General features: G+C 68.4%; 21 protein-coding genes. 10 read left to right on the top strand and 11 right to left on the bottom strand.

What is annotated here, in order from left to right; genetic code table 11:
- Positions 1 to 32 precede the first annotated feature (32 nt).
- The 3 genes from lhgO to BLW81_RS19565 all read left to right on the top strand — a co-directional run bounded on the left by lhgO (position 33) and on the right by BLW81_RS19565 (position 3,161).
- Positions 33 to 1,238 (top strand): L-2-hydroxyglutarate dehydrogenase, encoded by a 1,206-nt coding sequence (lhgO, locus tag BLW81_RS19555; RefSeq protein ID WP_083408601.1) that lies wholly within the window; start codon positions 33 to 35, stop codon positions 1,236 to 1,238.
- A gap of 264 nt (positions 1,239 to 1,502) precedes the next feature.
- Positions 1,503 to 2,291 carry an SDR family oxidoreductase gene (locus BLW81_RS19560; protein ID WP_083408602.1) on the top strand — a complete coding sequence of 263 codons (789 nt, stop codon included), beginning with the start codon at positions 1,503 to 1,505 and terminating at the stop codon, positions 2,289 to 2,291.
- Between the two features lie 18 nt (positions 2,292 to 2,309).
- On the top strand, positions 2,310 to 3,161 hold the full coding sequence (locus tag BLW81_RS19565; protein ID WP_083408603.1) for a fumarylacetoacetate hydrolase family protein: 852 nt from the start codon (positions 2,310 to 2,312) through the stop codon (positions 3,159 to 3,161).
- A 3-nt stretch (positions 3,162 to 3,164) separates the two neighbouring features.
- Here BLW81_RS19565 and BLW81_RS19570 read toward each other — a convergent pair whose 3' ends face one another.
- The gene (locus BLW81_RS19570) at positions 3,165 to 3,830 is read right to left on the bottom strand and encodes a class I SAM-dependent methyltransferase (protein WP_083408604.1); all 666 of its coding nucleotides are present in this window, start codon (positions 3,828 to 3,830) and stop codon (positions 3,165 to 3,167) included.
- A 73-nt stretch (positions 3,831 to 3,903) separates the two neighbouring features.
- Here BLW81_RS19570 and BLW81_RS19575 point away from each other — a divergent pair, with 73 nt between their 5' ends.
- Positions 3,904 to 4,746, top strand: coding sequence for a helix-turn-helix transcriptional regulator (locus BLW81_RS19575; RefSeq protein WP_083410675.1), 843 nt, complete (start codon positions 3,904 to 3,906; stop codon positions 4,744 to 4,746).
- Between the two features lie 41 nt (positions 4,747 to 4,787).
- Positions 4,788 to 7,088, top strand: a complete 2,301-nt coding sequence (aceA, locus tag BLW81_RS19580) for an isocitrate lyase ICL2 (RefSeq protein ID WP_083408605.1) — start codon at positions 4,788 to 4,790, stop codon at positions 7,086 to 7,088.
- Between the two features lie 4 nt (positions 7,089 to 7,092).
- Here the strand turns inward: aceA and BLW81_RS19585 are convergent, their stop codons facing one another.
- From BLW81_RS19585 to BLW81_RS19615, 7 genes are all read right to left on the bottom strand, one after another.
- Complete coding sequence (locus BLW81_RS19585) at positions 7,093 to 9,624, bottom strand: zinc metalloprotease (RefSeq protein WP_083408606.1); 2,532 nt, start codon at positions 9,622 to 9,624, stop codon at positions 7,093 to 7,095.
- Positions 9,625 to 9,657: 33 nt separating this feature from the next.
- Complete coding sequence (locus BLW81_RS19590; protein ID WP_083408607.1) at positions 9,658 to 10,404, bottom strand: peptidoglycan-binding protein; 747 nt, start codon at positions 10,402 to 10,404, stop codon at positions 9,658 to 9,660.
- A 233-nt stretch (positions 10,405 to 10,637) separates the two neighbouring features.
- Positions 10,638 to 11,999 (bottom strand): aldehyde dehydrogenase family protein, encoded by a 1,362-nt coding sequence (locus tag BLW81_RS19595; RefSeq protein ID WP_173839650.1) that lies wholly within the window; start codon positions 11,997 to 11,999, stop codon positions 10,638 to 10,640.
- A 35-nt stretch (positions 12,000 to 12,034) separates the two neighbouring features.
- On the bottom strand, positions 12,035 to 12,466 hold the full coding sequence (locus tag BLW81_RS19600; protein ID WP_083408608.1) for a type II toxin-antitoxin system Rv0910 family toxin: 432 nt from the start codon (positions 12,464 to 12,466) through the stop codon (positions 12,035 to 12,037).
- A gap of 13 nt (positions 12,467 to 12,479) precedes the next feature.
- Positions 12,480 to 13,787 carry a sensor histidine kinase gene (locus BLW81_RS19605; protein ID WP_083410677.1) on the bottom strand — a complete coding sequence of 436 codons (1,308 nt, stop codon included), beginning with the start codon at positions 13,785 to 13,787 and terminating at the stop codon, positions 12,480 to 12,482.
- Between the two features lie 62 nt (positions 13,788 to 13,849).
- Positions 13,850 to 14,536 (bottom strand): Rv0518 family GDSL lipase, encoded by a 687-nt coding sequence (locus BLW81_RS19610; RefSeq protein ID WP_083410678.1) that lies wholly within the window; start codon positions 14,534 to 14,536, stop codon positions 13,850 to 13,852.
- A complete protein-coding gene (locus BLW81_RS19615) occupies positions 14,536 to 15,759 on the bottom strand; it encodes an acyltransferase family protein (RefSeq protein WP_083408609.1) in 1,224 nt (407 codons plus the stop codon). Before BLW81_RS19615 ends, BLW81_RS19610 begins: the two co-directional genes overlap by 1 nt.
- 295 nt (positions 15,760 to 16,054) lie before the next feature.
- Between BLW81_RS19615 and BLW81_RS19620 the strand changes: the two genes are divergently transcribed.
- Genes BLW81_RS19620 through BLW81_RS19635 form a run of 4 tightly spaced genes read left to right on the top strand, consistent with a single transcriptional unit; the run spans position 16,055 to position 20,285 of the window.
- Positions 16,055 to 16,519, top strand: coding sequence for a Fur family transcriptional regulator (locus BLW81_RS19620; RefSeq protein WP_157897759.1), 465 nt, complete (start codon positions 16,055 to 16,057; stop codon positions 16,517 to 16,519).
- Positions 16,520 to 16,552: 33 nt separating this feature from the next.
- Positions 16,553 to 18,802: a catalase/peroxidase HPI gene (gene katG, locus BLW81_RS19625; RefSeq protein ID WP_083408611.1), complete on the top strand. Its 2,250-nt coding sequence runs from the start codon at positions 16,553 to 16,555 to the stop codon at positions 18,800 to 18,802.
- An 11-nt stretch (positions 18,803 to 18,813) separates the two neighbouring features.
- Positions 18,814 to 19,596, top strand: coding sequence for a glutamine amidotransferase (locus BLW81_RS19630; protein ID WP_083408612.1), 783 nt, complete (start codon positions 18,814 to 18,816; stop codon positions 19,594 to 19,596).
- A 29-nt stretch (positions 19,597 to 19,625) separates the two neighbouring features.
- Positions 19,626 to 20,285, top strand: a complete 660-nt coding sequence (locus BLW81_RS19635) for an alpha/beta hydrolase (RefSeq protein WP_083408613.1) — start codon at positions 19,626 to 19,628, stop codon at positions 20,283 to 20,285.
- Positions 20,286 to 20,370: 85 nt separating this feature from the next.
- Here BLW81_RS19635 and BLW81_RS19640 read toward each other — a convergent pair whose 3' ends face one another.
- Positions 20,371 to 20,754, bottom strand: a complete 384-nt coding sequence (locus BLW81_RS19640) for a hypothetical protein (protein ID WP_083408614.1) — start codon at positions 20,752 to 20,754, stop codon at positions 20,371 to 20,373.
- A gap of 81 nt (positions 20,755 to 20,835) precedes the next feature.
- On the opposite strand from BLW81_RS19640, the gene BLW81_RS19645 reads away from it, so the two are divergent.
- On the top strand, positions 20,836 to 21,501 hold the full coding sequence (locus BLW81_RS19645) for an MBL fold metallo-hydrolase (RefSeq protein ID WP_083408615.1): 666 nt from the start codon (positions 20,836 to 20,838) through the stop codon (positions 21,499 to 21,501).
- Here BLW81_RS19645 and BLW81_RS19650 read toward each other — a convergent pair.
- Both BLW81_RS19650 and BLW81_RS19655 read right to left on the bottom strand, forming a co-directional pair.
- The gene (locus BLW81_RS19650) at positions 21,453 to 22,241 is read right to left on the bottom strand and encodes a DUF899 domain-containing protein (RefSeq protein ID WP_083410679.1); all 789 of its coding nucleotides are present in this window, start codon (positions 22,239 to 22,241) and stop codon (positions 21,453 to 21,455) included. The two genes, BLW81_RS19645 and BLW81_RS19650, sit on opposite strands and share 49 nt — an antisense overlap.
- A gap of 5 nt (positions 22,242 to 22,246) precedes the next feature.
- Complete coding sequence (locus BLW81_RS19655) at positions 22,247 to 23,023, bottom strand: ArsR/SmtB family transcription factor (protein WP_083408616.1); 777 nt, start codon at positions 23,021 to 23,023, stop codon at positions 22,247 to 22,249.
- Positions 23,024 to 23,122: the final 99 nt, after the last annotated feature.

Here is a 23,122-nt window from a genome sequence, read left to right on the forward strand (position 1 = left end):
GGTTCGCCCCTGCACTCCGCGCGAGGGCATCGATGAGCCGCCTCGCCGTCATAGGCGGCGGCATCGTCGGAGTCGCGGTCGCCCGCGAAATGCTGCGGCGCCACCCGGAAACCGAGGTGACGCTGTTCGAGAAGGAGGACCGCCTCGCGTCCCATCAGACCGGACGCAACAGCGGAGTCGTGCATGCCGGCCTGTACTACCAGCCCGGGTCGCAGAAGGCGCTGCTGTGTCGCCGCGGCGTGGGTCTGCTCGAACAGTACTGCGCCGAACGGGACATCCGCCGGATCGCGTGCGGCAAGGTATTGGTCGCCCTCACCGACGACGAACGATCCCGGCTCGCCGACATCGAGCAGAAGGCGCTGACCAACGGGGTTCGGGGCGTGCGGATCATCGGGGCGCAGGAGTTGGCCGAGATCGAGCCGAACGTGCGGGGCATCGCGGCGCTGCACTCGCCGTCGACGTCGATCGTCGACTTCGCCGCGGTGACCCAGGCGCTGGCCGGCGATGCGGTCGCCACAGGCGCGAAGATCTGCCTCGGCCACGAGGTGGTCGGGCTGCGCGCCACCCCCACCGAGGTGGTCGTCACCACCCGCACCGCCGGCGGCGAACAGGAGGCGGCCTTCGACCGGGTCATCGCCTGCGGCGGCCTGCAGAGCGACCGGCTGGCCGAAATAGCCGGTGACGGACCGGATCCCGTGATCATGCCGTTCCGCGGCGAGTACTACGCGCTCAAACCGCACCGCCGCAACCTCGTCAACGGCCTGGTGTATCCGGTCCCGGACCCCCGGTACCCGTTCCTGGGGGTGCACGTCACCCCGCGGGTCGACGGTGAGGTGCTGATCGGACCCAACGCCGTGCTCGCGCTGGCCCGTGAGGGTTACTCGTGGCGGGAGTTCTCGATTGCCGATCTCACCGAGGTCGCCAGGACACCGGCGTTCTGGCGGTTCGCGCGCCAACACTGGCGCACGGGTATGCGGGAGATGCACGGCTCGCTGTCGAAGCGCCGGTTCGTCGCCGCGGCGCGCGCCTACGTGCCCGACCTCAGCGACGACGACGTCGTCCCGGGCAGCGCCGGCATCCGTGCGCAGGCCCTCGACGCCGATGGCGGCCTCGTCGACGACTTCCGAATCAGCATCCGCGAGCGAGTGGTGGTATTGCGCAACGCGCCGTCTCCCGCCGCGACGTCGGCGCTCGCGATCGCCGAACATGTCGTCGAAACGTTGGAAACTGCAAGGTGATTCATTGATGACCCCACCCCCCGACGAGAGCCGTGGTGGCCACTTGGTCCTCGGGAGCATCAAGAATCAACTTTCTGCCGGGAAAGTTCGAGTGCGGACCCGCGAATTGTCGTTAGGTGTGACCGAAGGGAAAAGAGTTGGTCACAAGTCGCCTGCGCGCGGGTGCGCCGCCCGGCCAGGCCACTGCCCGGCAGCCTGGTGCCGCTGCTCGAGCAGCACCTGACCACGCTGCCCCTCCCGGCCACTCGATAAAGGAGCGTGACAATGGATCTCGGTATCGCCGGACGAACCGCCCTGGTGCTGGGTGCCAGCGGCGGGCTGGGCGGCGCGATCGCGGTACGGCTGGCCGAAGAGGGCGTCAACGTCGCGGTCGCCGGTCGGTCCAGCGAGGGCCTGGCCGCCACCGCAGCGCGGGTCCAGGCCACCGGCGCCAAGGCCGTGCCCGTGGTGTGGGACCTCGCCGACCTGGACCGCATCGATACCGGCGTGACCGAGGTGGAACGGGCCCTGGGACCGGTCGACATCCTGGTCAACAACACCGGCGGGCCACCGCCGACGTCGGCGTCCGGACAGGACGCCGGCACCTGGCGCACGAATTTCGACCAGATGGTGCTGTCGGTCATCGCGCTGACCGACCGGGTACTCCCGGCGATGCGGCAGCGAGGTTGGGGCCGCATCCTGACCTCCACCTCCTCGGGTGCGCATACCCCACTGCCCAACCTGGGCCTGTCGAACACGCTGCGCGCGAGCCTGCACGCCTGGTCCAAAACGGTGTCCGACGAGGTCGGGCGCGACGGGGTCACCGTGAACGTCATCGTGCCCGGCCGGATCGAGACCGACCGGACCCGCTTCCTCGACCAGAGGCGCGCCGACCGGGAAGGCCGCACGGCCGAGGACGTGATGCGCGACAGCGCGGCGACCATGGCGCTCGGCCGCTACGGCCGCCCCGACGAGTACGCCGACGTCGCGGCGTTTCTGTGCAGCGAAAGAGCTTCCTACATCACCGGTTCGGTCGTCCGCGTCGACGGCGGGCTGATCCGCGGCATCCACTGACCGTCCGAAAGGAGTCGTATGCGTTTACGCACCGTCCAGTTGTCCGACGGTCCCGCCCCGTGCGTCCGCCTGCGCGACGGGCGGCTGGCCCGGATCGATCGCCTGCTGCCCGACGCACCGCGAGACCTGTTGGCGCTGTTGGAGTCCGAGCGTCTCGATGCGTTGGCCGCAGTGGTCGACGGCACAGCTGCGGTGGCCGACGATTACTGCGTCGACACCGAGGCGCCGGTGCTCGCCCCGTGGACCCGTCCGCGCAAGATCCTCGGCATCGGGCTGAACTACGGCGCACACGCCGGTGATCTGGGCGAGCAGGCGCCGCGCTCCTCGCCGGCGTCGTTCCTCAAGGGCGACCACACCATCGTCGGACCCGGCCGGCCCATCGTCGTGCCGCCGGGCATCGGCAAGGTGACCGCCGAGGCTGAACTCGGTCTCGTGATCGGCCGCACGTGTCACCAGGTCGGCGTCGACGAGGCGCTGTCGTACGTCGCCGGTGTGGTGCCGGTGCTCGACCAGACCGCCGAGTCGGTGCTGATGGAGAACCCGCGCTACCTCACCCGTGTCAAGAACTATCCGACCTTCTTCGCCTTCGGTCCCGAGCTGATCACCCTCGACGAGGTGCTGGCGCACGGTCCGCTGTCGGACCTGCAGGTCGCGACCATCCACAACGGCGCCGTGCACCGCAAGGACACCGTCGCCGGGATGACCTTCTCCCCCGCCGAACTGCTCAGCTTCCACAGCCAGGTGATGCCGTTCTACCCAGGTGACATCCTGTCCACCGGAACGCCTGGCGCGGTGGGGATCTCGCCCGGTGACGTGGTGCGCTGCGAGCTCGGTGACGGTCTGGCCGCGCTGACGAACCCGGTGCGCTGATCCTCAAACCGGTCGGACCGCCCTGAAGAACGCGACGTGTCCGATCAGCCGGACGCGTTGCGTGCCGATCTGCCGGCAGTCGAAGCCGGCCTCGCGCAGCCGGCGCGGGATCGCATCACCGAGGTTGCCTGCGGCATGCGGGCTGCGGTGGATGCGGCGGGCCAGCAGGCCATCCCCGGTGTCGACGTCGCCGCCGATGTCGACCAGGTGCAGGCTGCCGCCGGGCCGCAGCACCCGGAAAAACTCCTGTGCCGCAGCTGTTTTCACGCGGTCGTCGAGGTGGTGCCACATCATCGACGAGAGCACCCGGTCGAATTCGCCGTCGCCGTACGGGAGGTCCTGGGCGTAACCCCTGTCGAAGGTGAGGTCGGTCAGCCCGCGCGCCTTGCCTTGGGCGCGGGCCAGCGCCCGCGGGTCGGGATCGCAGCCGACCGCTCTGATGGCAGCGGCTCGTCGGGCACGGACGGTGAGATTGCCTGTTCCGCAGCCCACTTCGAGAACGGACAGACCGTCGCGCAGGTCGGCCTGGTCGATCAGTGTGCGGTAGGCGCGGCTGAAGCCCAGTACCCGGGTCAGCAGGTCGTAGCCAGGCAGGAACAGGTCGTGGCCGGCGGCGGGCAGGTAGTCGGGGTGATGGGCCGGAGGTCCAGCAGGAGAATTTTTGGTCATGCTGCCATGGTGAATCGGTACCGATCCGGGATGTTGGGTGATCATCAGCGAAACCCGGACTATCTTCGGTGCCATGACGCTGGCGTCCCGGTTGGTCCGGCACCGCGACGGGGTGCCGATCTACGGCTACCCGACCGGTCCCGGCGCTCCCCCGGTTTCTGTCGCGCGGGCCAGCAACGAAGAACTGCTGCAACGGGGCAGACATATTCACGACTTCCCGGCGCTGTGGTTCGTCCCGGACTCTGCGGTGGTGTTGGTGGCGGCGGCCGGCGAAGTCCTCGACCCCGTGGCCCGGCCGGACGGTGGTGTCGGCGTGTTCTTCGATCCGGCGGCGCTGGAGTCAGAGGGTGCGCGGCCGACCTGGCGCGAGCACCCGCTGCTGTTCCCGTTCCTGCACGGCGAGGCGGGCGGGCTGCTGGAGCTGCGGCTGCCGGCCGAGCGGGTGGAGCCGTGGCGGACGGCGATCGCCTCGATCGAAGCCGAACTGGCCGAACGCCGCGACGGCTACCGGCAGGCGGCGCTGGCACACCTGGTTCTGCTGCTGATCGATCTCGCCCGTGTCGCGGTCGATGTCGTCGGCGACCTGCGCCACTCGGGAGAGCCGCTGCTCGCCGAGGTGTTCGCGGTGATCGACCGCCGCCTGGGCGAACCGCTGTCGCTGCGCGACGTCGCCGCCGACGTGGGTCTGTCGCCCGGGCACCTCACCACGATCGTGCGTCGCCGCACGGGTCGCACCGTGCAGGACTGGATCATCGAGCGGCGGATGGCCGCGAGCCGGCGACTGCTGGCCGACACCGACCTGCCGGTCGCCGAGGTCGCTCACCGCGTGGGTATCGCCGACCCGGGCTACTTCAGCAGGCTCTTCCGCCGCGTTCACGGCACCTCGCCGCGGACCTGGCGCGCACGGCCCTGCTGATAACGCCATCCCCGGCGAATAGCGGGTCGTACTGTGGGTTCATGGCCATCATCGAAACGGACGCCGCAGCCCAAACCCCGTTCGAGCGGGATGTCGCGGCCACTCAGCGGTACTTCGACAGCCCGCGGTTCGACGGGATCATCCGGCTCTACTCGGCCCGCCAGGTCGTCGAGCAGCGGGGCACGATCCCGTCGGACTACATCGTCGCGCGGGAAGCGGCCACCGCCTTCTACGAGCGGCTGCGCGAGCTGTACGCCCAGAAGAAGAGCATCACCACGTTCGGGCCGTACTCGCCGGGGCAGGCCGTGACGATGAAGCGGATGGGCATCGAGGGTATCTACCTCGGCGGCTGGGCGACCTCGGCGAAAGGGTCGACCACCGAGGACCCCGGCCCCGACCTCGCCAGCTACCCGCTCAGCCAGGTGCCCGAGGAAGCCGCCGGCCTGGTCCGCGCCCTGCTCACCGCCGACCGCAACCAGGAGTATCTGCGGTTGCAGATGTCGGAGAAGCAGCGCGCCGCCACTCCCGCGGTCGATTTCCGGCCGTTCATCATCGCCGACGCGGACACCGGGCACGGCGGAGACCCCCACGTGCGCAACCTGATTCGACGTTTTGTCGAGGCCGGTGTGCCGGGTTACCACATCGAGGATCAGCGTCCCGGCACCAAGAAGTGCGGCCACCAGGGCGGCAAGGTGCTGGTGCCGTCCGACGAGCAGATCAAGCGGCTCAACACCGCCCGCTTCCAACTCGACATCATGCGGGTGCCGGGCATCATCGTCGCCCGCACCGACGCGGAGGCCGCGAACCTCATCGACAGCCGCGCCGACGAACGCGATCAGCCGTTCCTGCTCGGCGTGACCAACCTGCGGATCCCGTCGTACAAGTCCTGCTATCTGGCGATGATGCGGCGGTTCTACGAGGCCGGCGTCACCGAACTCAACGGCCACCTGCTCTACGCGCTGCCCGACGGCGAGTACGCCACCGCCAACGCGTGGCTGGACCAGCACGGCATCGGCGAGGCGGTGCGGCAGGCCGCCGCGGAGTATCAGGATCGGCCCGACGGCGCGATCGACGAGATCTTCGACGGGGCGGAGTCGAAGTTCGTCGACGCGTGGCAGATCGACGCCGGCCTGATGACCTACGGCGAGGCCGTCGCCGAACTGCTGGAGTTCCGCGAGAGCGAGGGCGAGCGACTCGACATGAGCGTCGCCGACTGGCGCGAGTTCGCGCAGCGCGCACCGCTGTACACAGCGCGGGAGAAGGCCCGCGAGATCGGCGCCGCGGTCGGGTGGGACTGTGAACTGGCCAAGACGCCGGAGGGCTACTACCAGGTGCGCGGCGGCATCCCGTACGCGATCGCCAAGTCGCTGGCCGCGGCGCCGTTCGCCGACATCCTGTGGATGGAGACCAAGACCGCCGACCTGGCCGATGCCCGCGAGTTCGCCGAGGCGATCCACGCCGAGTTCCCCGACCAGATGCTGGCCTACAACCTGTCGCCGTCGTTCAACTGGGACACGACCGGCATGACCGACGACGAGATGCGCGCGTTCCCTGAGGAACTCGGCAAGCTGGGGTTCGTGTTCAACTTCATCACCTACGGCGGGCACCAGGTCGACGGTGTGGCGTCGGAGGAGTTCGCCACCGCGCTGCAGCAGGACGGCATGCTGGCGCTGGCCCGGTTGCAGCGCAAGATGCGCCTGGTCGAATCTCCCTACCGCACACCGCAGACGCTCGTCGGCGGACCGCGCAGCGACGCCGCGTTGGCGGCCTCCTCGGGCCGGTTGGCGACGACGAAAGCGATGGGCAAGGGTTCGACGCAGCATCAGCACCTGGTGCAGACCGAGGTGCCCAAGAAGCTGCTCGAGGAGTGGCTGGCAATGTGGGGCGAGCACTATCAGCTCGACGAGAAGCTGCGGGTGCAGCTGTTCCCGACCCGGCCCGGCTCGGATGTGCTCGAACTCGGGATCTACGGTGAGCGCGGCGACGGTGAGGACGAGAAGCTGGCCAACGTCATCGTCGATCCGATCAAGGACCGGCATGGGCGCAGCATTCTGACCGTCCGCGACCAGAACACCTTCGCCGAAAAGCTCCGTCAGAAGCGGCTGATGAGCGTCGTGCACCTCTGGCTGATCCACCGCTTCAAGGCCGAGATCGTCTACTACGTCACGCCGACCGAGGACAACATCTATCAGACCGAGAAGATGAAGTCGCACGGCATCTTCAGCGACGTGTACCAGGAGGTCGGCGAGATCATCGTGGCCGACGTCAACCAGCCGCGCATCGAGGAGCTCCTGGCAGCCGACCGCGAGGCGCTGGGCCGGCTGATCCGCAAGGAGGACTGAGGCGTCAGGACGCCGACGAGTCCGACGAGTCCGCCGACGAGTCCGCCGCCGAGCCGGCGTCGGTGTCCGTCGTCCCGGCGGTATCGCTGGAGGTGGTGTCGCCGTCGGTGGTCGGGTCGGTGACTGTGACGGTGTCGGTGGCCGGCTCCGATGTCGCCGAATCAGTCTGCGTCGTAGGCGGACTCGTCGCCGAGGTGGGCTCCTCGGTGGCCGTGCCGGTGGCCGTCGCGGTTTCGGTCGCCACCGCGGACGCCGACGTGCTCGGCGCCGGACTCGTCGCCGACGCCGACGGCGCCGCGCTGGTGCTCGGTGGCGCCGACGTCTGGGTCAGCGACGGATAGAGCTCGGTCGGGAAGGTGCCGGGCTGGTCCTCCTCGACGATCACCATGATTTGTCTGGTGTAGTCGGCGAGCGTCGCATCGACCTTGTTCAGATCGGCCTCACCGGCGGCGATCTGCTCACCATAGGCGGCGATCTCCGTCCACAGTTCGTCCAGCTCCGCCTTGGCCGAATCGGAGAGGTCCTCGTCGAGCGTGACGAACAACTGGCGCGCCAACGCATACGTCATGCAGTTGACGCAGTCGTAGTTCAACGCGCCGGCGAGGCTCTGCGGGACGGCGACGTTGTCGTTGCCTTCCTCGGCGTCGACGACGAACACCACCTGATACGCCACGGCCACCGCGGCACAGTTCTCGCATGAGGCGTACGCATGCGCCTCGTTGACGTTCATCGCGTACTCCTCGTCGGTGGCCCAGACGAGCGCGAACGCCGTATCGTACACGACGGTGTTGTCGGTGGTGTTCACCGCGAGGGCCTGGTTGTCACCCGGTTCGGGAGCGAGCGGCTTGTCGAACGGGAACACCCACCCCTGATCCTGCGCGGGTGCGGTCAGCGACGACGGCGACACGACCGCGGGCCCGCCTCCTGTCGGTGCCCCCGCCGGCGTGCGGGGCACGAGGATCACGGCCAGCTGCGGCGTGCGGAAGGTCGGCGCGGGTGTGCGGGTGTCCCACAGCGCGGGCATGACGCCGCGTTGTCCCGGCGCCAACGCTTGGGTCGCCGCCACCGGTTGCGCCGCGGCGCTCACGGCTCGTTGCCCGTCACCCAATCGCTCGACGCGCAACGCGTAGAAGATGTCGCTGAGCGTGCCGCGTTCGGATGCCTCGATGGGGCGGTAGTTGTTGTCGTGCGGCAGCCAGGCGTACGCGATCCCGGCCAGTGCCGCCGCGCCGACCAGCCCGGCGAGCAGGCGCCGCAGGGGCTTGCCCTTCGTGCCCTGCCACGCGGTCGCGACGATACGCCGCACCGTCCTGACCAACAGATAGAACAGGCCCGCCATCGGGATGACGATCGCGACCATCGCCAGTACCCGCGCCGTCGCCTGCACCATGTCGCCGTCGGCCCATGCGGTGGCCAGCACGTCCTGCTGCTTGTTCAGGCCGGCCCACGCCGAGCCGATCAGCCGGGGCAGCGCCAGGATTGCCAACGTGATCATGCCGAGCAGCAGCGGCACCACCACAATGACCCACGCGGTCACCACGATTCGGGCCCACCACTTGAGTTCGCGCGCCCGCGGGTCGCCCCAACGCCACGGCAACATTCCGAGCAGCGTCGGCTTCATCCGGCCGTACAGGTCCGGCACGCCGGTGAGGTCGGCCAGCACGTGATAACCGTCGAACCGGACCAGCGGGGTCAGCTGGCGGATCATCTGGATGATCTGCGTGGCGACCACCAGCAGCAGCGCGTCGTACCGTAGCCACAGCCACAAACCGGTGATGCCCACGGCCACAATCGCATTGAAGTACAGCCCGCCGAGGTCGGTGCGCAGTCGGCCGCTGCGTCCGAGCCGGTACGAGTCGGTGACGTCGGTGTAGAACGCCGGCCAGAGTAGATAGAGACCGAACCCCATGACGCCGGGCGTGGACCCGCCGTACCGCGCGGCCGCCGCATGCCCGAACTCGTGGAATCCCGCGGACAGCACCGTCACCGCGAAGACCAGGATCAACAGGCCGGGACGCTCGAAGGCGTCATAGGCCGCCGCGGCCAGGCCTTTGCGGAACGACACCCACCACACCACGACGGCGAACGCGGCGAGGATGGGGACCACCACCCACGGCCGGAACAACACACGGAACGGATCGGTCAGTCTGCGGGTCTGCTCCGGGTCGGTGACGGCGCGGCGCAAGCGCAATCCCAGCAACGGGTTTCGCTTCTTCAGCTCGGGTTCGCCGCCATCGGCGCCGCAGACCAGCCCCAGCGGACGCAACTTCTTGGCGACCAACTGTTCGATGTTGTCGGCGGTGACGGTCCGGCCGGTCGACGCCGACACCGCGGCCGCCACCTCGGCGGTGGTGCGCTCACCGTCGATTGCACACAGCGTGGCGTACAGCAGCGGCGTCAGCTGAACCGTCTGGCCGTCCGCGCGGCGCGCGAGGGACGGCGGCACCCGGTACCCGGATCCCGCCATCTCCCCGATCAGCTCGACGCCGTCCGGACGACGCGGAACCGCTTGCGCCGTCCCGGTGATCACCGTCATCTCCGACCTCCGCCGGTCACCTGCCGGTCAGGCTCAGCCGGCCGACGCGCCGCTGCTGTCGCCGGAGTCGCCGGTACCACCGGCCGGACCCGAGGTGTCCGCGCCCGCGGTACCGCCGGTGGCGTCACCGGCGTCAGGCTGCGAAGTGCCCTGCGCGACATCGGAAACCTGGTCGGCGCCGGCGTACGTCGTGCCGCGCAGCTCCTGGTTGATCACCGCGTCCTGATACGAGATCGCGTCCGCATCGGAATCGACCGACAGCACGTTGGCCGACACCGCTGCGCTGATCGGCGCCGCCACGTTGGCGTTGGCCGCCACCGCGCCGGCGATGGGCGCGGTCAAGTCGGTGTCGAGGTCGACGTTGACATCGACGTTGAGCAGCGGACCTTCCAGGGTGGACAGGTCGCCCACCTCGACGGTGCCGCCGTCGTCGGGGGGCGGCGGCGCGGGATCGCCGTCGGCTTCGTCGGTCTGGTCGATCGCGCTGTCCTGCGTCGAGATCGCCGTCGCATCGGCTTCGATGATCTGATCGACCGCGGCGTTCTGGTCCACCATCGCGCCGGCTGTCGAGTTGTAGGACAACACGTTGGCACCGGCAGCGGCGTCGATCGGTGCGGCCACGTTGAGTTGTGCCGCGACCGCGAGATCGATCGGTGATGCCACGTCGAGGAACACGTCGACGTCGACATTGAGATCGAGGATCGAGACGACTTCCTTGTCGGGCAGCGCCGTGGCTACTTCGGCGTCGATCTCTTCCGGGGTGAGTCCTTGCGTACTCATGCTCTTCTCCCTGGCCGGCCCGACGTTGCTGCCATCGGGACATCGGAATGGACTTCGGTGCTGAGAGACGTACCCACGAATGTTCATGATCAACAACATTTTTCGACGAAAATTGACTCACGCGGAGAACGCGCAGGTGATGTGCCGCTGACCTAATTAACTTGGCGCGGCCGTTTTTCGCAGGCCACCCCATGTCCGGCGGGCCGCCGAAAACCCGCTACGAGTTTGCTAGCTCACGAGGTCGGCGGGGCCGACCAGTGCACGACCTTCACCGCTGTCATCTCGTCGAGCAACTCGGGTCCGAACCCGAAACCGTTGCCGCTGGCGCGGCGCGGCTGTGACGCTCCGCCGGGCGCGCCGCCGAACACATCGTTGATCTTGACGGTGCCGACCGGCAGCGCGCGCCAGGCCTCCTGTGCGTGCGCCATGTCCGGGGTGAGCACGGTGGCGGCCAATCCGTAGCGGTCGTCGGCGGCCGCACGCAACGCGGCGGCGAAGTCCGGGCACACGCGCACCGGAGCGACCGGCCCGAACGTCTCGTCCCGGAGCACCGCCATATCGGGGGTGCAGTCGGCGAGCACGGTGGGCGGATAGAACGATCCGGGCCCCTCGGGCGTCGCGCCACCGATCAGCAGTCGTGCGCCGTTGGCGACCGCGTCGTCGACATGGCTCTGCACGACGGCGCGCTGCCGTCGGTCCACCATCGGTCCGATCCGGTCCGCCCAGTCGCGGGCCTGCGTGACCAGTTCGGTGAGGAACGCGTCGGACACCGATTCGTGGACGAAGATCCGTTCCACCGACACGCAGATCTGACCGGCGTTGGCGAACGCTCCCAGCGCGGCCTGCTCCGCGGCCCACCGGGGATCCACTCCGGCGTCGACGATCAGCGCATCGTTACCGCCGTTCTCCAGAACGGTTTTCGCGCCACGTTCGGCGCACACCCGCGAGATCGCGTTGCCCGTCGCGCTGCTCCCGACGTGCGACACGACGTCGACGTCGTCGGCGACGAGGTACGCACCGACAGTGCCGTCGCCGTCGACGATCTCGAGCACGCCGTCCGGCAGCTGTTCGGCCAGCAGCTCGGCGAAGCGCCGCCCGGTCTGCGGGCAGCGTTCACTGGGCTTGTGCACCACGGTGTTTCCGGTGACCAGCGCCGCGCCCAGCAGACCGGCGGCCACCGCGACCGGATCGTTCCACGGCGTCAGCACCGCCACCACGCCGCGCGGTTCAGGGATCATCAAATCCGTTGCCGCCCAAGCGCCGTGCAGACTGCGGCCGCGGTGCAGCGGGCCCAGCTCGGCGTACTGCACCAGGGTGCCCACACCCGCCTCGACCCCGCCTATCGCGTCGTCACGCAGCTTGCCTGTCTCGCGTTCGTTGAGTGCGGCCAGTTCGTCGGCCGCTGCGCGCACCGACTCGGCGGCCTTGGCCAGCGCCGCCGCGCGGTCGGCGGCCGGGGTGCGCGCCCATCCGGGGGCCGCGGCGCGCGCCCGCGCCACCGCCTCGGCACAGGTCGCGGAATCGGTGATCGGGATCCGGGTGACCAGGTCGCCGGTTCGAGGGTCCACAACGGTCAAATCCATCGTCTGCGGCATCGAACGGTGTTACCCGCTGCGGATCCGCTCAACCGCTAGCCGTAGAGCTCCTCGAACCGCCGGATCGAGCGGTCGATGTCGCCCTTGACCGCGCGCGCCGCGGCCGCCCCGATCGGGCCGAACAGCGGCGCGCCGCCGAGATTGAGGGTGAGGGTGAACGCGCTGCCGGTTTTCGTCGGCGCCACCTTCATCGTCAGGCCGTACCGGGTGCCGCCGACACCGTTGCCGCTCACCTCGATCAGCGTGGGCGGCTCGTACTTCTTGATGGTCCAGGTGACCCGGTTGCGCAGCCCCTTGGCTCCCGCCACGCCGACGATCTGGGTGCCGACCGACAGCTCGTCGGGCAACTCGCTGCGCCAGCCCTCGTGCATCACCAACCAGTCGCCGAGGGAGTTCAGGTCCGACACGTGTGCCCACGCGTCGGCCGGGCTCAGCGTCAGTTCGCGGGCCAACTCGAGTTTCGCCATGCCCGGATGGTAGTCAGCTCGGCGCCGGCAACCGCAGCACGAGTCGCGCGCCGCCGAGCGGGCTGGCCTCCATCGCGGCGGTGCCGCCGTGCAACTCGGCCTGCTGGGCGACGAGCGCCAAGCCCAGCCCGGAACCCGACCGCGCCGCCGTCGACCCGCGGGAGAACCGCGCGAAGACCGCGGCCCGCTCGTCTTCGGGGATGCCGCTGCCGTTGTCGTCGACGGTGATCGTGACACCGGCGCCGGAACTGCCCACGCCGAGCACGATCTCGGTGGCGCCGCCGTGTTTGATCGCGTTGGTGATCGCATTGTCGATGACCAGGCGCAACCCGGCTGGCAGCCCGACCATCAGCACGGTCGTCGACGACCCCAGCGACACCCGCAGCCCGGGATAGTTGCGCATCGCGTCGTGCGCGGCGCGGTCGAGCAGCTCGGTGATGTCGACGGGCACGAAGTCGTCGACGGTGGTCAGCTCACCCTGGGCGAGCCGTTCGAGCGCGGTCAGCGTGGCCTCGATGCGGCTCTGGGTGCGCATGACGTCGGCGATGACCTCCTGGCGCTGTTCGTCGCGCATCTGCAGCGTCGACAGCACCTCCAGGTTGGTGCGCATGGCGGTCAGCGGGGTGCGCAGTTCATGCGACGCCACCGCCGCGAAATCGCGGGCCGACTCCAAGGCGGCGCGGGTGCGCTGCTGTTCGTCGCCGATGCGGGCCAGCATGCCCTCGACCGCCTCGGCGATCTCGACGGCCTCCTGGACCCCGCGCACCTGCACCTCGTCAGGCTTGGACTGCGCGTTGATCGCCCGCGCCTGCTGGGCCAGCACCCGGAACGGATTGATCATGATCGACCACATCACCGACCCGACGATGACGGTGCCGACGATCACGCCCGCGCAGATCAGCAGGACGCGCCGGTGCAGTTCGTCGATGCGGCGCTGGGTCTCGGCCAGCGGCGCGCCGATCGCGATCGAGGTGTCCCCCGCGTTGAACGTGCGTACCCGGTACTCGACACCGTCGATCGTGGTGTCGGTGTAGCCGACGTCGAACTGCGGCAGCACGATGTCGCGCGGGATCGACACGGTGATCCCGTCGACGCGTGCCGTGCGCACCAACCCGCCGTCCGGGACCGGCTGGTCCACCGTGTCCTGCTGGGCGGTGCGCAGCAGGGTGCTGATGTCGCCGAGGCTGCTCACCGAGTCCAGCCGCCGATCCAGCTGGCTGTACTGATCGTTGGTGACGCCGAACCACACCCAGGCGCCCAGGATGACCACCAGCGCCACCACCGACAAGGCTGCCACGACCACGATCACGCGCAGCGACATCAGCGGGGTCAGGAGCCGGTACAGGCGTCCGCCGAGTTTCACGATCGAAACGATAGGTGCGATCAGATCGGACGCGGCAACTGCGCGCCGATCAGTGGCGCGATCTTTTCCGCCATGTAGGTGTGGCCGGCATCGGTGGGATGCACCCCGTCGGCGCCGATCAGCTCCGGCTTGCCGACGAACCAGCCCAGCGCGATCGGGTCGATGAACGTCGCGCCGGCCAACCGGGCCTGATAGCGCAGGGTGTCGCGGATCCGCACGATCGTGCCGGGCACGTCGGCGGTCGGCCACGGCGGGCCGATCACCAGGAAGTTCGCCGACGGTGCGAGCCGGCGCGCCAGCTGGAAGGTGCCGTAGACCAGGATCGAGTACTGGGTCGGGTCGACGTTCTGGTCGTTGCGGGACCCGTAGAACACCACCAACCGGTCGTCGGGTTTGACGGTGCGGGCGGTGAGGTCCTCGAACAGGCTGCCGCGGTTGCCGCGGGTGCCGTAACCGGCCCCACCCTCGGCGCCGACGTCGGCACTGGTCGCCAGCCCCTGCGCCGCGAGGAGCCGCCACGCCTGCGCGGTCCAGCCGTTGGCGCCCAGACCACCCAGCTCCCCGCCGGTCGTATAGGAATCGCCGACCACCGCGATGCGGTTGACGCTGTACTGCAGCGCGACGACGTCACGCTCCTGCACCGGTGTGCGCTGTGCGCCGGCGAACACGACGGCCGCCGCGAAGGCGAGTACCGCCGCCGCCGAGATCAACCGGCGCGGGCCGAAACCACCTGAGCTCGTTCGTCCTTCGCGTCGTGCAGGGACGCCAATCTGCCCTGACCCGAATTGGGCGATGAATCGCCGCGGGCGCTCATCATGCTGCGCATCCATTTACGGGCAGGCTCCTCGACGAAGTGATACAGCACGACCGCGCCGATCAGCGCGACGCCAAGCAACGCAACCATTATGAGCTTGCCCGCCAGGTCAGGCCGCAGACTGAGCTCGAACTGCAACACCATCCAGTTCCAGCTGGTATGCACCAGCTCGTGAACCATGTAGAGGCTGAACGAGACATGCCCCAGGTACACGACCGGTCGCAGCGCCAGCAGCCACGGCAGGCTGCCCGTCCCGATCGCCAGCGTCAGCAGCAGCGGCACGAACAAGATGTCGACGAGGCCCGCGCTGTCGAGCACCTTGGGCACCGGGTGCGCGTCGAGCCAGTACAGGATCGCCACGATGGTGGCACCGATCAGCACGGCCGCGTAGCCCGCCACGCGTCGCGCCTTGTCGCCGGGATTCAGCTTGCGCACCGCCGCGCACACCAGCGCGCCCGCGGTGAACTGCATGACGATGCGCGGCAGCCAGCTCCACGGCGTGTAGAACAACCCGGTGGCCAGCAGCAGCATGATCGGCGGCAGCGTGGCGACGAACGCCAGCACGATCAGGCCGCGCGCCCGCGTGGACCGGTTGATCCGGAAGATCACCAGGATCAGCGCGCCGAACAACAGATACGCCAACCATTCGGCGCTGATCGACCACGCGGGCCCGTCCCAACTGGACCCGTCGAAGTAGGGCACGAACCACAGCTGGATCATCAGCGCCTGGCGCAGGTAGTTCATCGCGGTCAGCGATTCGGCGGCCTCGGACGGGATGTGCCCGACGTGCAGCGTGAAGATGATCCACAGCGCGGCCAGGTGCATCGTGACCAGATACACCGGCCATACCCGGGCCAACCGCAGCCACAGGAAGCGCAGCGTCGCCTTCCAATCGAACGACGGCCCCATCCGGTCGAGATAGTTCCACGTCAGCACGAACCCGCTGAGCATGAAGAACAGGTCGACGCCCTGCGCACCGCAGTTGAGCACCGGCGCCAGCGCCGAGCGGAAGCCGGGCACCGACTGCTCGAGCAGCGGCCGGAAGTGGAACAGCACCACCCAGATCGCGGCGACGATGCGCAAGCCGGATAGGGCTTTGATTTCTCCGGTGCGCACAACACTCTCTTCGCGGACTTGCGTAGCTGGTTTCGTCTCGATCTCGCATGCCGGTCAGCCGGCGGCCCACTCCCCCGACCGCGCACGGGCCAAAGCCCAGCAGGTTCCGAAGAGTACCAGCGGTCCACCGTGTCCGGCATGTTCAACACTGCTGTGAATCTGCTGTGCCGCGTCGAAAAGCCTTGTCACTAGTCAGTTTCGGCGTCGTCAATAGGGGCGGTGGTGCCGGGACGGCCGGTGAGACACGCCGAGACAAAGTCTTGACTCATTCCAGAAAAGGGGGCATATTGGCAGCGTGCCCTCATCACCTGACTACGCGGAGCAGCTGCGCGCTGTCGATCTCCGCGTGACGCGTCCGCGGGTGGCGGTGCTCGAGGCGGTCTACGGTAATCCGCACGCCGACACCGAGACCATCGTGGGTGCCGTTCGGGTCAACCTGCCGGACGTGTCCCGCCAGGCGGTCTACGACGTGCTCGCCGCCCTCACCAGCGCCGGGTTGGTACGCCGCATCCAGCCGTCGGGGTCGCTCGCGCGCTACGAGTCGCGCGTCGGCGACAACCATCACCACGTCGTCTGCCGCTCGTGCGGCGTCATCGCCGACGTGGACTGCGCCATCGGCGAGGCGCCGTGTCTGACCCCGTCGGACGCCGACGGCGCGCTCGACGGTTTCGTCCTCGACGAGGCCGAGGTCATCTACTGGGGCCTGTGCCCGGACTGCGTCGCGCAGGCGGCCTCACAAGTTTTCCGATCACACCCGTGATCACAGCCCAATCAACCCACCGGAAGGAACGCTGTGTCATCTGATACATCCGATGCTCGCCCCCCGCACGACGACGCCAAGACGGCCAGTCATAGCGAGAGCGAGAACCCGGCGATCGATTCGCCGAAGCCGAAGACGCACGCTCCGCTGACCAACCGCGACTGGTGGCCGGAGCAGGTCGACGTCTCGGTTCTGCACAAGCAGAACGAGAAGGGCAATCCGCTCGGGCAGGACTTCGACTACGCCGAAGAGTTCAAGAAGCTCGACGTCGAGGCGTTCAAGCGCGACGTCATCGACCTCATCCGGACCTCTCAGGACTGGTGGCCGGCCGACTACGGCAACTACGCGGGCCTGTTCATCCGGATGAGCTGGCACGCCGCGGGCACCTACCGCATCTTCGACGGCCGCGGCGGCGCCGGGCAGGGAGCGCAGCGCTTCGCGCCGCTCAACAGCTGGCCGGACAACGCCAACCTGGACAAGGCCCGTCGGCTGCTGTGGCCGATCAAGCGCAAGTACGGGAACAAGATTTCCTGGGCCGACCTGATCGCCTACGCCGGCAACGCCGCCCTCGAGCAGTCGGGATTCAAGACGGCCGGCTTCGCGTTCGGGCGCGAAGACATCTGGGAGCCCGAGGAGATGCTGTGGGGTCAGGAGGACACCTGGCTGGGCACCGATCAGCGGTACGGCGGGACCAACGACAGCGACCGTAAGCTGGCCGAGCCGTTCGGCGCGACCACCATGGGCCTGATCTACGTGAACCCGGAAGGCCCCGAGGGCAAGCCGGATCCGCTGGCCGCCGCGCACGATATCCGCGAGACGTTCGGTCGGATGGCGATGAACGACGAGGAGACCGCCGCGCTGATCGTCGGTGGCCACACCCTGGGCAAGACGCATGGCGCGGGCCCCGATGAGGGCATGGGCCCCGAGCCGGAAGGTGCCCCGATCGAGGAGCAGGGCCTGGGCTGGAAGTGCCCGTTCGGCTCCGGCAAGGCGGGCGACACCATCACCAGCGGCCTCGAGGTCGTTTGGACGGGCACCAACTCCCAGTGGAGCAACGCCTTCCTGCAGAATCTGTACGGCTATGAATACGAGCTGACCAAGAGCCCCACCGGCGCGTGGCAGTTCGAGGCCAAGGACGCCGAGGCGATCATCCCGGATCCGTTCGGCGGGCCGCCGCGCAAGCCGACGATGCTCGTGACCGACATGTCGATGAGGGTGGACCCGATCTACGGCAAGATCACGCGCCGCTGGCTCGACCATCCGGAGGAAATGGACGAGGCCTTCGCCAAGGCCTGGTTCAAGCTGATGCACCGCGACTTGGGGCCGGTCAGCCGCTACCTCGGGCCGTGGGTCCCCGAAAAGCAGGAGATCTGGCAGGACCCGGTGCCGGCGGTCGATCATGAACTGGTCGACGAGTCCGACATCGCCCAGCTCAAGGAGCAGCTGCTCAACTCGGGTCTGTCCGTACAGCAGCTGATCAAGACGGCGTGGGCGTCGGCGTCGAGCTTCCGTGGCACCGACAAGCGCGGTGGCGCCAACGGAGCGCGGGTCCGGCTGGAGCCGCAGCGCAGCTGGGAGGCCAACGAGCCCGCCGAGCTGGCTCAGGCACTCCCGGTGCTCGAGCGAATCCAGCAGGAGTTCAATGCGGCGGCCGCCGGCGGTAAGAAGGTCTCGCTGGCCGACGTGATCGTGCTGGGCGGTTCGGCGGCGGTCGAGAAGGCTGCGCGCGACGCTGGTTTCGAGATCAACGTGCACTTCGCCCCGGGGCGCACCGACGCTTCTCAGGAGCAGACCGATGTGGAGTCGTTCGCGGTGCTCGAACCGCGCGCGGACGGCTTCCGCAACTTCGTGCGGCCGGGTGAGAAGAACCCGCTGGAGCAACTGCTGGTCGAGCGGGCGTACATGCTCGACCTGACGGCTCCGGAGTTGACGGTTCTGGTGGGTGGCCTTCGGGCGCTGAACGTCAACCACGGCGGCACCAAGCACGGCGTGTTCACCGACAAGCCGGGCGTGCTGAGCAACGACTTCTTCGTCAACCTGCTCGACATGGGCACGGAGTGGAAGCCGTCGCAGACCGCCGAGAACGTCTACGAGGGCCGTGACCGCGTCACCGGCGAGACCAAGTGGACGGCCACCGCCAACGACCTCGTGTTCGGGTCGAACTCGGTGCTGCGTGGTATCGCCGAGGTCTACGCGCAGGACGACAGCAAGGACAAGTTCGTCGAGGACTTCGTCGCTGCCTGGGTGAAGGTCATGAACAACGACCGGTTCGATCTGGACTGATCGTCAGCAACGTGCGGCACCCCGCGGGCTCATCGGGCTCGCGGGGTGTCGTGCGTTCGGCGCCGTTTCTGCTGTTGTCCATCCGCGGCGAGGACGAAGCCGCCGACGACGAGCACCGCGCGATGATGCGGTTCGCCGGCCTGGACACCGCGGGGATGCGGCGCATCAGGCTCACGCATGAAGCGTTGGGCCGCGTCGATCTAGCGGACTTCTCCGGTGTGATCCTTGGTGGCGGCCCCTACAACGTCAGCGACCCCGCCGAGACGAAGTCGCCGACCCAACGGCGCGCCGAAGCCGACCTGCTCGACCTGATCGCGCGGATCGTCGACGAGGACTTCCCGTTCCTGGGCTGCTGCTACGGCGTCGGAACCCTCGGCACGGTCATCGGGGCCAGGATCGACCGAAGCTATCCCGAACCCGTCGGCGGGGTCAGCGTCACGGTCACCGCCGAGGGGCGCGACGACGACCTGTTCGCCGGTGTGCCCGACGTGTTCGACGCCTACGGGGGCCACAAGGAGGGTGCCTCGCTGCTGCCCGACGCGGTGGTGCGCCTGGCGTCGTCGCCCGACTGTCCGGTGCAGGCGTTCCGGGTCGGCCGCAACGTCTACGCCACCCAGTTCCATCCCGAACTCGACCTCGGCGGCCTGATCACCCGCATCAACGTGTACAAGAACCACGGGTACTTTCCGCCCGAATCTGCCGAGTCGCTGAAAGTGGCTGCGCGCCAATGGGATGTCCGGTATCCGCCGATCATCCTGAAGCGGTTCGTCGACAAGTACGCCCGCCAGGATTGACCGGGCGGCCCGCCGGGCACCATAGGGAGATGCGCACCGTCGAGTACTCCCCCGGCCGCTCGGCCGATGTCTATGGCGACACCTCGCAGCCGACCGTGCTGATGTGGCACGGCGCGCAGACCGATTCGCGCGCGGCGATGGCTCCGCTTGCTCAGCGGTTGCATGAGCGCGGGGCGTCGGTGGTGCTGGCCGATTGGGACTCGCACGCCGACGACGGGGGCCGCTCGGATCTGCTGGCGTCGGCCCGGTTCGCGGCCTCGTGGACCGATGGTCCCCTGGTGGTCGTCGGTTGGTCGATGGGCGGGCTGGCGGCGGCCGGCCTGACGATTCAGGCCGGCCGGGTCGGCGTCGAGATCGCCCACACCGTGTGTCTGGCCGGCGCATTCATGGTGCGCGACCCGATCTCCGGTGCGCCGCTGCCCACCGAGCTGACCGGCGAACCGGCCGCCTTCACGCTGCTGCACGGTGCCGACGACGACGTCGTCCCGCCCGACGTCAGCCACTCGTTCGCCACTGTGCTGTCGCGTAACGGATGGCCCGTCGACTGCGTGGTGCTGGCGGCCGATCACGGGTCGATCGCGGGCGCGACCTACGACGCGGAGGGCGACCGCTACCTGCCGTCGTCGGACCCGGCGACGCTGGCAGTGGCCGACGATGTGGCCGCGCGGATCGCCGCGGTGGCCACTTGAGCCTCAGGGGTATCAGCGATCAACGTTTCGCCGCGAAAGTGCGAGTGCGGGCGTGCGAAACGTTGTTCGGTGTGACGCGAGGGGATCACTCCAAGGTGTCGATGCGGTGCGCCCACCGCAGATGGCCGCCGCCCATGTCGGCGCAGAAGAACGCGACCCCGTCGGAGCCCTGGGCGGACACGTCGCGCTGCGGGCAGTCCAGCGCGACGTTGTAGACGCCGATCAACGGCCCGGCGGCCGTCCACACGCCGATCTTGTTGCAGACGAACGTCTCCCCGGCCGCGCCGAGACCGTAGTTGAAGTACTTGCCCGGTGAGCACGGCGCTCCCCCGACCACGTTGCGGGCCACATTCGCAACGCAGTCGGCGGAGTAGCAGACCGCCGAGGCGGTCGGCGCGACCATCAACGGCGTGACGAGTCCGGCGACGGCGGCCGCCAACGCCGATGCTCGGAGGCGCAAACCGGTCATCGAACGATCGTGACACCTCGATGCCGCGATTTCCGGAGAATCGCTTGACCTCAACAATGGTTGAGGACGCACAGTCGGTTCATGACTACTTCTTCAGCGACGCAGAATCTGGTTCAACTTCGCCACGACCTGTGGCAGACGCGGTTGGACACCCCGCTTCCCGGCCTGACGACCCACGCGTATCTCTGGCGTGGGCCGCGCGGCAACGTGCTGTTCTACAGTCCCGCAACCGAAGCCGACTTCGACGCGATCGAGGCGCTCGGCGGCGTCCGCGCGCAGTACCTGTCACACCTCGACGAGGCCGGACCCAACCTGGCCCGGATCGCCGAGCGGTTCGGATCCCGGTTGCATGCGCCCGCCGCAGAGCTGGACGCGATCGAACGCCACGCCGCCGTTGACGTGCCACTCGGCTACGAGCGATACGTCGACGACAACGGTGTCGAGGTGCTTCCCACCCCCGGCCATTCCGACGGCAGCACAAGCTATCTCGTGACCGGATCCGGCGGCGAGCGTTATCTGTTCACCGGCGACACGATGTTCCTGACCAAGGAAGGCACCTGGGCGACGTTCTTGGTGCCGGGTCGCGGCAGCGCCGCCGAGTTGCGCAACAGCGTCGCGCTGCTGGGCACCGTCGCACCGGATCTGGTGATCTCCAGTGCGTTCGGCGGCGACACCGCGTGGGCGGTCGTCGACGGATCTCAGTGGGAGCGGTCCGTGCAGCAGGCGGCGGCGACGGTGCCGTCCTGAGTGTCGGGCCGCGGAGGGCGTTGGTCGTGGGGATCGTCGGGGTCGGGGTCGCCGAACCATCGCCATGGCCGGTGCTGGGCGTAGGAGTCGTTCCACGTCCACCACTCGTACGGTGGGTCCTGGGGGTAACCCTCGGGCGAGTCCTCCCAGTTTTCCTGCCGGCCGAGCGCGGTGATGTCGAGCAGATTCCAGGTGGTGACGAAGGTTTCGTCGCCGCGGCCACTGACGAAGTACGTGCGGTAGATGCGGTCGGCGTCGTCGCGGATGAACGCGTTGGTGCCGTGCCAGTCCTGGACGCCGAAGTCGACGTCGAAGTCGTCGGTGATCGTGAACCACGGATGGCGCCACCCCATCTTCGCCTTCATGCGTTCGAGGTCGGCCTGCGAAGCCCGCGACGCGTAGACGAACGTGGTGTCCCGCGCGTTGAGGTGGGCAAGGTTGGGCACGTGGTCGGCCATCAAAGAGCAGCCCTGGCAACCGTGTTCGGGCCAGTCACCGGTACCCGGTTCGATGAACGCCCGGTACACGATCAGCTGGCGACGGCCGTCGAACAGATTGAGCAGGCTGACTCGACCTGCAGGCCCCTCGAACTCGTAATTCTTGTCCACCGCCAACCACGGCATGCGGCGCCGTTGCGCGGCCAGTGCGTCACGAGCGCGCATGGCTGCCTTCTCTTTGACCAACATTTCCCGCCAGGCTTCCAACCACTCCTGCTCGGAGACGACGGGTGGCGTGCGCATCGTGGTCATGCCGCCTCCAACTCACTCTTGAGGTTGGCCAGCTTCCACGGCCATCCGCCAGAGATAAGGCCGCGCACAGCGCTTTCCGCCGGGAAGTCATCGTGGGTGACGGTCAGCTTCACCTGGCCCTCGTCGACGGGTTCGATCTCGAAGGTCACCTTCGATCGGCGTTCGGCGGCAGCCTTCGCGATCGTCTCCTCGTCGATGCCGAGCTCAGCCAGTTCGGGGACGAACGTGTGGAAGGTGAACGCGAGGCGCCGGTACGGATCCGATTCGAGGATCACCTGCTCGGGATGTTCGATCTCGAGGCCGTTTCGATCGGCCCAGACGTAGGTCGAGCCCTTCTCCCAGTCCGATACGACCGCATGGCCCATGTAGCGGTTCGAGAAGGCGGGGTCGGTGATGGCCTGCCACAGGCGTTCTGGCGTGGTGCGGATGTATGTGGTGTAGACGAACTCGGGGCTGCTGTCCATCGGTGAGGTCTCCAATGCGGTCTTGAGGTCCGCGAGCGTCTGCACCCGCGCACGGTCGTATTGATTGATCCAGCGATCGGAGATGGCGTTGATCGGTTCGGCGTTGAGGTAGTGCAACTTCTCGCGGCCCTGCCACACGGTGGTGATGAGGTTGGCGTCTTCCAGTACGGCCAGGTGCTTGCTCACCGACTGGCGTGCCATCGACAGCCGCGAGCACAGATCGCGCAGGGTTTGTCCGTTGCGCTCGTTGAGGCTGTCCAACAGCAGACGCCGGTTCGGGTCGGCCAGCGCCTTGAAGACCTCGTCCATCTCCGTCTCTCATTCATGCAGCCGGTTGGCTGCATGTTCGACCATAGGCAGCCGTCGGGCTGCATGTCAATGGGTGGGCAGAATTTTCTGCCGACTGTG

Source organism: Mycolicibacterium rutilum (assembly GCF_900108565.1).
Taxonomy (GTDB): domain Bacteria; phylum Actinomycetota; class Actinomycetes; order Mycobacteriales; family Mycobacteriaceae; genus Mycobacterium; species Mycobacterium rutilum.

What these genes read in the sequence shown, in the direction of transcription:
- BLW81_RS19605 (WP_083410677.1), bottom strand. Translation starts at nt 13,787, where the DNA reads ATGTCGCTGCGCGTGATCGTGGTCGTGGCAGCCTTGTCGGTGGTGGCG.
- BLW81_RS19560 (WP_083408602.1), top strand. Translation starts at nt 1,503, where the DNA reads ATGGATCTCGGTATCGCCGGACGAACCGCCCTGGTGCTGGGTGCCAGC.
- BLW81_RS19585 (WP_083408606.1), bottom strand. Translation starts at nt 9,624, where the DNA reads ATGACGGTGATCACCGGGACGGCGCAAGCGGTTCCGCGTCGTCCGGAC.
- BLW81_RS19640 (WP_083408614.1), bottom strand. Translation starts at nt 20,754, where the DNA reads ATGACCGGTTTGCGCCTCCGAGCATCGGCGTTGGCGGCCGCCGTCGCC.
- aceA (WP_083408605.1), top strand. Translation starts at nt 4,788, where the DNA reads ATGGCCATCATCGAAACGGACGCCGCAGCCCAAACCCCGTTCGAGCGG.
- BLW81_RS19635 (WP_083408613.1), top strand. Translation starts at nt 19,626, where the DNA reads ATGCGCACCGTCGAGTACTCCCCCGGCCGCTCGGCCGATGTCTATGGC.
- BLW81_RS19565 (WP_083408603.1), top strand. Translation starts at nt 2,310, where the DNA reads ATGCGTTTACGCACCGTCCAGTTGTCCGACGGTCCCGCCCCGTGCGTC.
- BLW81_RS19600 (WP_083408608.1), bottom strand. Translation starts at nt 12,466, where the DNA reads ATGGCGAAACTCGAGTTGGCCCGCGAACTGACGCTGAGCCCGGCCGAC.
- BLW81_RS19595 (WP_173839650.1), bottom strand. Translation starts at nt 11,999, where the DNA reads ATGCCGCAGACGATGGATTTGACCGTTGTGGACCCTCGAACCGGCGAC.
- lhgO (WP_083408601.1), top strand. Translation starts at nt 33, where the DNA reads ATGAGCCGCCTCGCCGTCATAGGCGGCGGCATCGTCGGAGTCGCGGTC.
- BLW81_RS19590 (WP_083408607.1), bottom strand. Translation starts at nt 10,404, where the DNA reads ATGAGTACGCAAGGACTCACCCCGGAAGAGATCGACGCCGAAGTAGCC.
- BLW81_RS19575 (WP_083410675.1), top strand. Translation starts at nt 3,904, where the DNA reads ATGACGCTGGCGTCCCGGTTGGTCCGGCACCGCGACGGGGTGCCGATC.
- BLW81_RS19650 (WP_083410679.1), bottom strand. Translation starts at nt 22,241, where the DNA reads ATGCGCACGCCACCCGTCGTCTCCGAGCAGGAGTGGTTGGAAGCCTGG.
- BLW81_RS19645 (WP_083408615.1), top strand. Translation starts at nt 20,836, where the DNA reads ATGACTACTTCTTCAGCGACGCAGAATCTGGTTCAACTTCGCCACGAC.
- BLW81_RS19655 (WP_083408616.1), bottom strand. Translation starts at nt 23,023, where the DNA reads ATGGACGAGGTCTTCAAGGCGCTGGCCGACCCGAACCGGCGTCTGCTG.
- BLW81_RS19570 (WP_083408604.1), bottom strand. Translation starts at nt 3,830, where the DNA reads ATGACCAAAAATTCTCCTGCTGGACCTCCGGCCCATCACCCCGACTAC.